This is a genomic window from Mycobacterium parascrofulaceum ATCC BAA-614 (genome assembly GCF_000164135.1).
GTDB classification, from domain to species: Bacteria; Actinomycetota; Actinomycetes; order Mycobacteriales; family Mycobacteriaceae; genus Mycobacterium; species Mycobacterium parascrofulaceum.
The window spans coordinates 4,634-15,842 of record NZ_GG770561.1 but is presented as its reverse complement, the minus strand read 5'-3'; the positions used below and the strand labels follow the sequence as shown (position 1 = coordinate 15,842).

Here is an 11,209-nt window from a genome sequence, read left to right as displayed (position 1 = left end):
GACGCACCTCTAGCAGGACCAGCCTGGACAAGAGCAGGGTCAAATTGTCACGGTGACGAATCAGCCTGGCGCACGGGGCGCTATTGCAACCCGGGCGGGCGCCGATCATCTGACCGGTGGCGCCGAAGAAGCGGCCTTGCGGCTGGCAGTAAGTACGTCCTGGATTTCCGCAATCTTCATGTCGACGTCTTGCACGACTGCGTGCGTGATGCCCGGATCGTCGGCTAGCTTAGCGGGGATACCGTCGCGCAAGCTGGCCAGCTCGTCGGCGATCCACTTTATTCGACGCGATGCGAACTGGTCGCCTTCGACAAGTGGCATCGCCCGCGAGGCCAACCTGACACCTCTATCAGCGATCCGGGCGCTGCACCCCTTTGGTTCCAATGTTAAATCCCTTCGAGCGCTGCACTTTCCACCAACGCTAGGGCAACTTATCGGCCTAGGCGACGGTCACGGTCAAAATTCCCGCCAGAACTTTGACGCGCGAAGGTTGATCGCCGGCCTTGGGGTAGATCTGCATCGCGACGGGCCATGGGGGCTGTACGCCGCCCGTTGTTGGCAGGCCGTCCCCCGGGTGTGGCTTCTAGTTAGTAGTTAGTGGCCTTCCTGCGGATAGGTTGGTGGCCCCAGAGGACCGGAAGGGTTGTACGGTTCGGGGGTTAAATCGCTGTGCCACATATAAATCCCGGACCCTGGTAACCATTCGTCGTATCCGTAGGGTGGCAGTGGGTTAGAGCCAGGCGGATAGATTTTCGCTCCCGGAAAGGCCGACTGCGGTACCCACACGCCTGTGTTTGGGCCCAACTGGACATATGGGTCTGGATTGCCGCGTTCGTCGACGACCGTTGGTGGCCCTAGGGCTCCGGGCGGATACACCTTGTAGCCGGGGATTTCATCGGATCTGACAAAGTAGTGCGGAACTTTGTCGGGGTCGTCTGCTCCTGACCGGTCCCATATATCAACCCACGGCGGCGAATCAGGAAAGTTGGGCGGGCCCATCCCACCCGGGCCGGCGTCATAGGGCATATGCCGCTTATCACCCGGCTTCCACGTGCGCGAATCCAGCGGCGCAGCAGGTGGTGACTCCTTGCCGTGGCTACCGGAAAGGCGCCCGTAGTCAGCGCTTTGGATGGTGCCGGCTATTTCAGCGTTGCGCTGCTGGAAGTTTTGCAGCAATCCCTTCGCCTGGTTGAGCTGACCCTGCAAAAAGCTGGCGAGTTGCTGCTGCCCTGCGGCGCTACGTGTGCTGGGGGCCAGTGCGCTAACCCCCGCGCGGGTCTGAGCGATCAGGTTGTCCATGCTTCGTGCTCCCGCCGCGGCGGCCTGTCCGGCATGGGTCAGCGCCGGATTGACTTGGCCATCGGCGGCTACCGTGCGGTCTAACGCATGGACCTGATCGGCGTTGGTCGCAGCGTAGGTCGTCGCTGCCTCGCCTTGCCAATTGGCAGCTGCGGCCTGCCCCACTGGCGCTACAGCTGCTCGGCCCGCCATCAACTGCTGCGCCGAAGGCAACGACGCTTCGAGGGGCGCCGCGCCGAAAAGCCGGCGAGCATCACTGAGCACGCGACCTGTCTCGGCCACCAGTCCATCGAGTGACGACATACTGGCCAGTATTACCCAGATCCAGTGCGGCTTCTATCGCCGTCTCCGACTTCGTGCTCATGTGGTGTGCGGGGCGTCGGCGACCGGATCGGCCAACTGCTCGTTCATTCGGTCTCCGGCATGCACGTGCTGGCGTACGAGCGGCGTCGCAGCTTTATTCAATGCTGGGGCTGCGATCCAGGTCAGGGGTGCTGGGGTGCGCGGCGTGCACAGGTCGCTAGTGAGTGCGCGCGCTTGTCTGATATCGAGCCGGACGGCGGACTTTTGTTCGGGCGTGCTCGTGGCATCCAGAAGGAGGGCCCGCGCGCGTTGCTGGACGGCATGGACGTGCTCGCGGCGGGCGAGATTGTCGGGCAAGGCTTGCGCGGCGCGGATGTCTTGTTGGGCTTGAGCCGAAGGTCCGGATTCGGGCATGCCGCACAGTAAACCGCGGGGCTGTGCCGCGCGACAAAGGCTGCGAGGTTTCGCCATGTGTCGGCATGCGGTGGCGACGGCTCGAATATGCCGCGATGAAAGGGCACGGGGAACTTCAGCGCCACACAAGGGACCGTTCGAATGTAGTGTCTAACTTCCGGTTTGGATATTCAGAAGTCGTGCTCGGGACCGGCGAGGCCTTGCTGGTGGTCGTGTTGTTCGAGGGCGAGGCGTTCTCGGGCGCGGACAATTTTGCGTAGGGCATCGGCGCTGGGGTAGCCGAGTTCTTCGACCAGGGCCGGTGTGGGGTTCAGGAGCAGGCTCCATCCGGGTTTGCGGCCGCGGGCGGCCATGCGTTGTTCGGCCGCGGCGGCTTTGGCTTTGGCTTCGGGGCTTTGGGCGGCCATGCGCAGCTCGAGGGTGAGGGCTTTAAGTTCTGCGTCTTTTGTGGCCAGTTCGTCGGCGTGTTCGAACGGTGCTGGGGGGTTGGTTACAAAGTCGTCGAGGGCGGCCTGGTCGCGGTCGCGTTCGTGCTGCAGTCGTGCGTGGTGTTCGGGTAGGCCGGTGTAGAGGTTTTCCACGCGGCGCAGCAGTCCGAGTTGTTTGGGGCCGTTGACGTCGGAGCCTGGACCTGCGCCGGTGGATAACAGTTCAAGGCCGGAGATTTCTGCGGTGCGCGACGGCACGGCTAGTCGTAGTAGCAGTTGGTCGTGGGTGAGGTCGCGGGCGGCCAGGATGTCGATGCCGTAGATGGTGGCGCCGATGGGTTCGAAGCGGCTGGCGCCGCGGTCTTTGCCGGCGGTGTAGGCGCGCCGGCAGGCCGCAGCCAGTGCGTGGGAGGCGGGGACGCGCTCGGTGTAGGTGGTGTCTGCGACGGTCAGCCGTGGTGGCCCGCCGGCGGAGGCATGCGCGGCGGCTGCCCTGGCGAATGGAGTGAGCTCGTCGATGGCGCGTTGTTTGTTGGGAATCGCGCGCTCGAGCACACTGACTTGCCAGTCGCGGTTGCGCACCGATTGACTGTGTGCGCGCTGCAGGGCGGTGAGGCGTTTGACGGTGTCGTCGAGTTCAACTTGGTGTATGTAGCGCGGGTCGCCGGTGGCGATGGCCTTGGTTTCTGCGGCGGCGGTCCCGATGTCACCGCCGGAAAGGTCGTCGATCTCGATATCGAGGACCTCGTTGCGGCGCATCTGTTCGATGAACAGCGTTTTGGCTTGGACTTTTTGCCACATGACGGTGTCGTAGGAGCCTTCGGTGACGTAGATGAAGATGTCGATGCCGTCGAGGTTTTGGTTGCCTTGGCGCTGAATGCGGCCTTCGCGTTGTTCAAGGTCGCGCGGGCGCCATGGCACGTCGACGTGATGCAGGGCGGCGGCTCGGGCTTGCACGTTGACCCCGGCGCCGATTTTCTCGGTGCTACCGATCAGCACTGAGACGTCTCCCCTAATGCACTGGGCGAACAGCGTTTTGATCTCTTGAAGATTTTTTGCCTCGTGGACGAAGCGGATCGCGGCTGCGGGCATGCCGCGCGCCACGAGTTCGTCTTTGATCGCCTGATAGATGGTGAACTGGGCGGGGTCTTTGGATGGGGTGCCGCGGTCGCAGAACATGATCTGCAGTGCCCCGGTGCCGGCCGGCGCGCCGGTGTCGGGATGGGTATAGGCGCGATGCGCGTGGCGGTAATGGACACGCATGGCTGCGTCGGCGACTGCGCAGGCGCGGCTGTGTCGGGGTTTGGGCAGGTGGGCCAACCGTGGATCCAACGACACGTTGCGCCCGTCGTTGCTGATTTTGAGTGGGTTGTCGCGTCGGGGATTGCGTGAGTCGAGATGATCGAGGCGGTAGCCCAAGTCGGTAATGAAGTCGACGACTTCGATGTCGGGGTGCAAGCTGATGATTTGGCGTTGCCCGGTGCGAAGCGGCGGCAGCTCGACGGGGACTTGGTCGCGGGTGACGACGTCGGTGTAGACCGAGGACAGCGCCAGCAGGGCGGGCAGGTTGGTGAACTTCCCTACTCGCGTGACGGGCCGCAGCTTAGTGCCCGTGGTGTTGACCTCGATGGTGGTGGTGGTCGCGGTAAACGCCGCACCCCAGTCCCCCAGGTCAGCGACCCCGGCGTGCTCTAAAAGGTCTGGCCGCAAGTAGGTTTGCATGACCCATAGCTCGCCTAATGAGTTGCTGATCGGTGTGCCGGTGGCGAAGGTCGCGACCCGTTCGACAACCCGGTGCGCGGGAATGCCTTTGGCCAGCGCCTCGTCGCGGCGCCGCTGGCGCAACACGGTGAGTTTGAGGGCGAGGTCCTCGGCACGTTGCGATGCGTTGGGGCACGATAATTCTTCAATGTTGCAGGTGCGGCCCAAGTTCTTGTACGTGTCGGCCTCGTCGATCATCAGATAGTCACAACCGGATTCCTCAAACCGCAACCCAGTGTCTTTGGTGTTGGCGGCTACAAGTTTTTCTAGCCGCGCCTTGGCGCTTTTGATGGCGAGTTCGATGCGCTTTTTGCTGCGGTCGGCTTCGGCGGATTGGAGTTGTTCGCGCAATGTATCGAGCTGGTTTTCGATGTAGTCGACGCGCATATCCGTGGAGACGTTGATCGCGGTGAACGCCGACTGCGGGATGACAACGAGATCCCAATCACTTGAGGCGGTTTGGGCGATGAAGCGGCGCCGTCCATCAGCGGTGGTGGCCGCTGAGCCGAGCAGAATCTTGGCGGCCGGATACCACTGTTGGGCTTCGCGGCCAACTTGTTCGGTGATCGCATTGGGTACCACGAGCCAGGGTTGGCGTACCAACCCCAGGCGCCGCAGTTCCAGCGCTCCAGCGACCATGCTTCCCGTCTTGCCCGCTCCGACAACATGATCCAAGAGAACGGCGGGCTCGGAGATGATGCGCGCGGCGGCGTTGCGCTGGTAGAAGTGCGGCGTGAAGTGATCCGACATGCCAGGAAAACGCATGTGTGAGCCGTCGTAGGCAGGCGCGCGCCGCGAGTTGAAGCGCCGGTTGTATTCGGCGACCAGGGTGTCGCGGCGGGTCTCGTCAGACCACAGCCAGCGGGTGAATTCCTCGCTGATTTTGGCCATTTTGGCTTGGGCGGCGAAGGTGGCCTGCAGGTCGAGGACACCGTCGTCGTTGTTGACGAGGACGGCTTTGGAGTTGCAGGCGGCCTCGAGCAGGCTGACCGCGTCGCAGCCGCGTCGGTCGGTTCCCCATTCGTCGGTCATCAGCCGGCCGTGGCGTTTGTAGGAGGCAACGTCGACGACCCAGCGCCCGCCGATGTGTTCGGCGACCACACCGGTGGCGTCGAATGTTTTCTCGGCGAAGGCGGCGACGACTTGGGCCGGGATCCACGGTGCCCCGGGGCGCATTTTGATGTCTTGGGCTTCACGCTGGGGCGGCAGCACCTGTTGCAGGGCGGCGGCGTAGTCGTTGTAGATCGGGTTGGTTTCGGCCGCATCGAGCGCGCGGGCGAGTTTGGTGCGCACGTTGCCGGACAGGGCACTCACGGCGGGGACGAGTTCGTCGGGGTCGTCGAGGCTGGGATAGACCAGTCCAGCGATCAGGTCACGGGCGTCGTCGACTTCGACTTCTAGCAGGTTGGCGATTAGGTCGACGTCGACGCGCTGGGTGCGGTCCAGGCACACCGCCAACGCTTCTTCGGGGGTGTCGGCGGTGGCGCGCTCCAGCGGCGGGGTGAGCAGGTCGGTGGAAAAGATGGGCGATTTCTGGGCGGAGCCGGTGTCTTCGTCGAAGATTTCCAATGAGGCGACCAGTGCCCATCCGGGGTCGTGGCGCATTCCGCCGTCGAGGTGACGCCGCTTCTTGTAGGGCGCGGGCGCTTCGGAGGCCTCGGTGTCCCATTGCGCGGCGACGTCGTCGGGCACGGGCCCGGTGTAGGGGCGCTCGGGGGTGCCTTCGGCGGTGCGCCAGGCGGTTTCGGCGGCGGCCAAGCGCTGATCGTGGCGTTCTTGGGTGACGGTGGGATAGACCCAGGTGAACCGGTTGAGGGGGCCATGCTGGCGCACGTAGTTGTCGTAGAGGGTGTTGAGGTGTCCGCGGAGCTGGTCGCGCTCGGCGGCGGGCTGGCCGTCGCGTTGGGAGGCGATGAGGCTGACGGCGACGTCGCGCAGGCCGATGAGTTCGCGGGTTTCTGCTAGCAGCGTTTTCGGGGTTTTGTGGGGTTCCCATTGGTGTCCGGCCCAGTATTCGATGCCGCGGTTGGCCTCGCTGTAGCGCAATGTGTAGAGCGGGGTGTCCTCACCGCGGTCGGCCGCGGTGATCAGGCCGGGGTCGAAGACGTCTGCGGAGACCTCGGTGAGTTCAGCCGGCGTGGCGGTTAATCCGAGCCCGTGCTTCATGGCCGAGTCGATGAGCAGGTGTAGCCGGTCGTGCAGCTGCTCGGCGAGCTCGGTGCCGCTGGTGCCGCTGGTGCCGCTGGTGCCGCGCACGACGAGTTGGTGGGAGCCGTTGAGTCCGCGGCCCAGGTGCATCTGGCCGAGCACGTTGTGGGGGTTGGCGACGAAATGGGAGTTGATGTGCAGGGTTTCGCCGGCGCCGGTGTCGGGGTCGGTGAGTTCGATGGCTTCGGTGTTGATCCAGGCGGGCAGTTCGTCTGGGGAGGGGGTTCGGGGATCGCGGCGGCGCAGGATGAGCAGGTCGGTGACGACCTCGGTGCCGGCCACCCGCGTAAACGCCTTCGACGGGAGCCGGATCGCGCCGATGAGGTCGGCTTTGGCCGAAATGTCACGCCGGGCGACCGATTTCGCCGCATCCAGGGTGTAGCGGCTGGTCAGCACAGCCACGTATCCACCGGGGGCAATCAGCGCGAGGGATTTGACGATGAAGTGGTTATGGATGGAGTGACGGGCGGGGTTGTGGGCGGGGTCGGTGACCGCGTAGCGGCCGAAGGGGACGTTGCCGACGGCGGCGGCGAAGCTGTTTTCGGGGACGTGAGTGGATTCGAAACCTTCGTGGCGGATCTGGGCCGATGGGTAGAGCAGGGCGGCGATGGCTGCGGTGGTGGCGTCACTTTCCACACCAACCATGACTGCCTCATCGGGGGCGTGAGCGATGAATGTTCCTGCTCCGCAACCTGGTTCGAGGACCTTGCCACCGCTAAACCCGGCCCGACCTAGTGCTTCCCACACCACGGCGGCGATGGCGGGATCGGTGTAGTGGGCGTTGAGGATGGAGGCCTCTGCCTGGCGGTATTGGTCGCGATCGAGCAACTCGGCCAGGGTGTCCCGTTCGGCGGTGAGGTCGCTGGCGCGGGGGTCGAACACCTGGGGTACCGCACCCCAGCCTGACCAGGTGGCCAGGACACGTTGTTCGGCTGGGGTGGCCGGCCGCTGCGCGTCTTGCAGGGCGCGCAGCAGCTGGACGGCGGCAATGTTGGCGCGGATGCGTGCTTTGGACCCCGATGGCACCAGGGTGTCGAGGCTTGCCGGAAAATCGGTGGGGCTGGTGAATTCTTCTATCCGCTGCTCGGCGGCCGGAGTCGGTTCGTCTGATACAGCCGGGCTTTGTACGGTGCCCGCCGGCGGGTCGATTGGCTGGTGGGCTGGTGTGCGCGGGTTCGGCCGCGGCAGCGGGGCGCCGCCGGGGTCAATCGAGCGCGGATCGGTGGGCTGATCGGCCTCATCGAACAGTGAGGGCTGGGCGTTTACCGCTCGGGTATGCCGTCGTCGCGCAGATCGGTGTAGACCATCTGAGCCAGCGTGCTCGTGAGCGGATCGTCCGGGCCGCTCGGTAGGGGCAGGCCATCCTCGGCCCGGGCGGCTAGCAGGTATCCGGCCTTGATCCGAAACACCGCCGAGTAATTCGGGTCCGGCCACAGATCCGCGATCAGCGCCTCGATGTTCTGGCTGGGGTCGCTGCGATACTGGGGCCGGGTCCAGCGTTGATCCCAGGGCACCTGACTGCGATCGGGCGCTGGGTCGTTGTGCTCCCCCCACAGGTTGCTGGGCTGGCCGTCCTCGGTCGGGATCTGCTCGTAGAGCTCGTTGTTGAGCACGATCTCCATCGCCTGGCTGCGTGCGGTGTTCAGCATCCCTGCCTTGGTCAGGTAATCCGGATGCTCGCCGCGGCTGCGGGTCCACGCCCCTACCGCCTGGGCGCCCATCTCGGCCGCCAGCTCGGCGACCTGGTAGCTGATCCTGGCCGCCTGGCTGTCCAGGAATGTCTCGCGTTGGGCTGGGCTCCACTGCGGGGGCAGCTCGAGCGGGCCCGCGTAGGCCTCCGCCACGATCTGGCGTATCTCTGGGCTCGTCACCACCACCGTCCCCGCCGAAGATGTCGAACAGACCCGGCTGGTGTGGATCTGGCCGCGTCCTCCGTGCCATATTGTGCGCTCCGATCGGCTCGAGTCGGGGTCGGGGTAACCGTGGTTAGCCATAAACTGGCGCAGCCGACGCTCAGCGACCCGTCTTCGTGCCGCAGCCGAGCGTGCATCGGGGGAGGTCATGTCGTTGTGCCGCAGTCGAATAATGTCGGGGTGAAGATCTTCCGGTTGGACCACGAGACCTCGGTACGCGCCGCGTAGGCGCCGCTTTGCGATGTGGCAGATAGGATTTCGACTCGGTCCCAGTCGCGCAGCTCGATGTCATACAGGGTGTTTGCGCTCATTGGGTTGCCTTTCGGTTACTGGGATCGGGGGCAACTGCCTGGTGGTGCAACCATGGGGGCACGATTTGCGCCAGTGGCGGTGCGGATGTGAATGCTGCAGGAGGTCAGCTGCCGGACAAGGCGCAAGTTGTGACCAACCTTGCCTAGTGCGCGCGCATAGTCATCGGGGTTGACGTAAACGCGGATGCGGCGCTGTTCAGGGTTGATGACTTCGGCGATCGCAGACTTGATTCCCAGTGCGTTGATCACGTACCTGGCAGTGTCGCTGTCGTAGGCGATGATGCTGACATGTTCGCCGCAGAGGCGCTTTTCGACGTCGGCGATACGCAGGCCGCCCCACCCGATACAGACGGCGACCGCGTTGATCCCGCGAACACGTGATCGGACCGCGACTTTAGCCAACAGTCCGGGCTCGCGTGCGACCGCAATGATTTCGACGGAGCCGTTGGCCAGTTCGGGCACCCGAGCTGTCAGCGCCGCTCGAACGGGACATGTGATCATCGGATGGCGCCCTTTCAACGTGGCGCCGGCTGGCCGTCCGAGGCGCTGAAAGCGGCTTCCAGGGCGGCGATTTCGCGGTCGGCGGGGTTGGCGGCCGCCGTCCAGGTGACCTCGCGGCCTTCACGGCCACCGCGGGTCAGCAGGCCTTGACGCTCAAGGCCGCACAGCACCCGGTAGATCTGCTCGTGGATCGGGGCGCAGGATATCGCGACCCCCGCGACCGGCACGTCAGGCGCGTGCAGGCGCAACTGTGCCGTCGTGAGGGGCCGTTGCGCGATGCGGAGTTGGGCGAGCAGGTCGTCGCGCAGGACGCGGGTGGCTGCGCTGCTGCTAGGCACTGGCCTTCTCCCTTAGCGTCGCACTTGCCCTGGACGCGGGTTTAGCCGCTTGTCGGCGGCGCAGGTCGCGCTGGGTGGCCGCGAAGTGCACGGCCTGACGGATTTGCAGGGACCGCAGCCGTAGCGCTGGGGGTTGGTTTCGGTAGCGGGCGATGACCTCGCGTAATTGCGCTCGAGCGGCCTTGAGGGCGGCGACGTCACGGGCGCCGGGCATGGCCACGCTCGCCCACACCCCATCGGTAGCGCCAAATCTGAGGGCGTTCTGGGCGCAGGCGACGATGATGGGGCAGTTGGTGCAGATCGCTGCCGACTCTCGCTCCCCGCTATATCCCCTGAACCAGGTGTCGGGGTCTTCGTACTCGCACAGGCCGGTGTCGGCTCGCAAGGGTCGGATGGTGGTCACGGCGCTCTCCATTCCTAATTATACCTGTGCATCATATTGTGTATGTTGTGTACTGACTACGTTTATAGCTGCTCATGCGCTGATAGGCAACATCAGTGCAGATGAAGGTTTCGGCAGAGTAAGTCGACACAGTTCAAGGGCGTACAGCGTATTGGCACCCCTGCGCATCTGCTGCGCGAAACCATGCTTTTCTGCCTTAAACAGGCTATTTCTGTGCATCTCTCGCGTGGCACATCTGTTGGGATCCCGTGTCCGACCGTGGCTGAACGTGGTCAACTTCTATAGTTAACTTGCAAGTATCCGAGAGGTCGTCGGTCGACGACGGCGGCGACGATGGCGAAGGACACGGTGAGCACCAAGGCGACTCCACCTGGCGAGAGCCCGCTAGAGCGGGTCGGCAAGGCCGTTGCCGACCGCCGAGTCGAAGTTGGGCTGGAAACGCAGCGAGAGCTAGCTGACGCGGCGAATGTGTCGCTGAACACGGCCGCGTTGCTTGAGCGCGGCAAGTCATTTCCTCATCGGATCAACCGCGTGAAGTTCGAAGATGCCCTGCAGTGGCCGCGCGGCACCCTCGATGCGCTACGCCGCGGTGAGCCCATCCCGCAGACCCAACCGCGCCCGGCAGCGGCGCTCACGGCGCAGCCCTCGTTCGAGTCGGTGTCGACCGATCCGCGCACCACGTTGCAGGCCTTGGGAATCGCTAAGGCGATAGCGGCGATATCTGCGATATGCGCACAGATTCTGGTGCGCCACAGCAACAGTGCACAGGCGAAGGCAACGCTGCGCGACCTCGACGATCAACTGTTGCAGTTAGAGTCGCTCATTGTCGCGAGTCTGCCGCACGTGCGCGGAAAGTCGTTTAGCGAGACCATGTCGGCGCTGACCGAGCTGCACGAGTATCGCGACGTCATCCGCGACGCCGCCGGGGACGCGCAGGCCTCGACCGAAACTGCTACGCCATCGGCCGGCGCGCCACGTACGAGGCTGGCATCGGCGAAATCCTGACCGGCACACCGGATTGCTGGGCTTCTACGCACTGCGTTGGGCTGATGGCGAGCATGACGTGCCCTGCTTCGGGAAAGATCAGGTCTCCGGCTTCGACGTTTCCATGAGCTACCTTGGCGCCCTGGTGAATCTGGGTGTATGTGTCGGGACCCAAGGTGATGCCGGCCTGAGCGTAGGACCAGTGAACCAGGCCGGAGCAGTCAAATTGGTTGGGCCCCTTGGCCCCCCAGACATAGGGGCACCCCAAGCGGGTTAGTGCGGCTTTGACCGCGATGCGCGCTAATGGCCCTCCCCCAGCGATCGCGGCGTCGTGGTCACCGGCGAG

At 64.6% G+C, this 11,209-nt stretch carries 11 protein-coding genes; 1 reads left to right on the top strand and 10 read right to left on the bottom strand.

Translation table 11 applies throughout. The features are described from left to right. Positions 1–105 precede the first annotated feature (105 nt). From HMPREF0591_RS27850 to HMPREF0591_RS27815, 9 genes are all read right to left on the bottom strand, one after another. Positions 106–321: a hypothetical protein gene (locus HMPREF0591_RS27850; RefSeq protein ID WP_007172131.1), complete on the bottom strand. Its 216-nt coding sequence runs from the start codon at positions 319–321 to the stop codon at positions 106–108. 273 nt (positions 322–594) lie between these two features. Then, the gene (locus tag HMPREF0591_RS31560; RefSeq protein ID WP_007172130.1) at positions 595–1,602 is read right to left on the bottom strand and encodes a DUF4226 domain-containing protein; all 1,008 of its coding nucleotides are present in this window, start codon (positions 1,600–1,602) and stop codon (positions 595–597) included. Positions 1,603–1,659: 57 nt separating this feature from the next. Further along, positions 1,660–2,016, bottom strand: a complete 357-nt coding sequence (locus tag HMPREF0591_RS32660) for a hypothetical protein (RefSeq protein WP_132160395.1) — start codon at positions 2,014–2,016, stop codon at positions 1,660–1,662. A 170-nt stretch (positions 2,017–2,186) separates the two neighbouring features. Further along, positions 2,187–7,439: a hypothetical protein gene (locus HMPREF0591_RS27835; RefSeq protein WP_007172128.1), complete on the bottom strand. Its 5,253-nt coding sequence runs from the start codon at positions 7,437–7,439 to the stop codon at positions 2,187–2,189. A gap of 236 nt (positions 7,440–7,675) precedes the next feature. Further along, on the bottom strand, positions 7,676–8,284 hold the full coding sequence (locus tag HMPREF0591_RS27830; protein ID WP_033717261.1) for a hypothetical protein: 609 nt from the start codon (positions 8,282–8,284) through the stop codon (positions 7,676–7,678). Between the two features lie 188 nt (positions 8,285–8,472). Then, the gene (locus tag HMPREF0591_RS32655) at positions 8,473–8,637 is read right to left on the bottom strand and encodes a hypothetical protein (RefSeq protein ID WP_007172126.1); all 165 of its coding nucleotides are present in this window, start codon (positions 8,635–8,637) and stop codon (positions 8,473–8,475) included. Positions 8,638–8,652: 15 nt separating this feature from the next. Further along, positions 8,653–9,138, bottom strand: a complete 486-nt coding sequence (locus HMPREF0591_RS27825) for a hypothetical protein (RefSeq protein WP_046184891.1) — start codon at positions 9,136–9,138, stop codon at positions 8,653–8,655. Between the two features lie 14 nt (positions 9,139–9,152). Then, complete coding sequence (locus tag HMPREF0591_RS27820; protein WP_007172124.1) at positions 9,153–9,476, bottom strand: hypothetical protein; 324 nt, start codon at positions 9,474–9,476, stop codon at positions 9,153–9,155. After that, positions 9,469–9,879 (bottom strand): WhiB family transcriptional regulator, encoded by a 411-nt coding sequence (locus HMPREF0591_RS27815; RefSeq protein WP_072501167.1) that lies wholly within the window; start codon positions 9,877–9,879, stop codon positions 9,469–9,471. Before HMPREF0591_RS27815 ends, HMPREF0591_RS27820 begins: the two co-directional genes overlap by 8 nt. Positions 9,880–10,212: 333 nt before the next feature. Between HMPREF0591_RS27815 and HMPREF0591_RS27810 the strand changes: the two genes are divergently transcribed. Continuing rightward, on the top strand, positions 10,213–10,884 hold the full coding sequence (locus HMPREF0591_RS27810) for a helix-turn-helix transcriptional regulator (protein ID WP_007172122.1): 672 nt from the start codon (positions 10,213–10,215) through the stop codon (positions 10,882–10,884). Here HMPREF0591_RS27810 and HMPREF0591_RS31555 read toward each other — a convergent pair. Further along, positions 10,832–11,209 (bottom strand): C40 family peptidase (locus tag HMPREF0591_RS31555; RefSeq protein WP_167310191.1); only part of this gene is annotated, 378 nt, incomplete at its 5' end. The genes HMPREF0591_RS27810 and HMPREF0591_RS31555 overlap by 53 nt on opposite strands.

Bases quoted from the DNA above. Each gene is read 5' to 3' on its own strand.
- HMPREF0591_RS27850 (WP_007172131.1), bottom strand. From the start codon at position 321: ATGCCACTTGTCGAAGGCGACCAGTTCGCATCGCGTCGAATAAAGTGG.
- HMPREF0591_RS31560 (WP_007172130.1), bottom strand. From the start codon at position 1,602: ATGTCGTCACTCGATGGACTGGTGGCCGAGACAGGTCGCGTGCTCAGT.
- HMPREF0591_RS32660 (WP_132160395.1), bottom strand. From the start codon at position 2,016: ATGCCCGAATCCGGACCTTCGGCTCAAGCCCAACAAGACATCCGCGCC.
- HMPREF0591_RS32655 (WP_007172126.1), bottom strand. From the start codon at position 8,637: ATGAGCGCAAACACCCTGTATGACATCGAGCTGCGCGACTGGGACCGA.
- HMPREF0591_RS27825 (WP_046184891.1), bottom strand. From the start codon at position 9,138: ATGATCACATGTCCCGTTCGAGCGGCGCTGACAGCTCGGGTGCCCGAA.
- HMPREF0591_RS27810 (WP_007172122.1), top strand. From the start codon at position 10,213: ATGGCGAAGGACACGGTGAGCACCAAGGCGACTCCACCTGGCGAGAGC.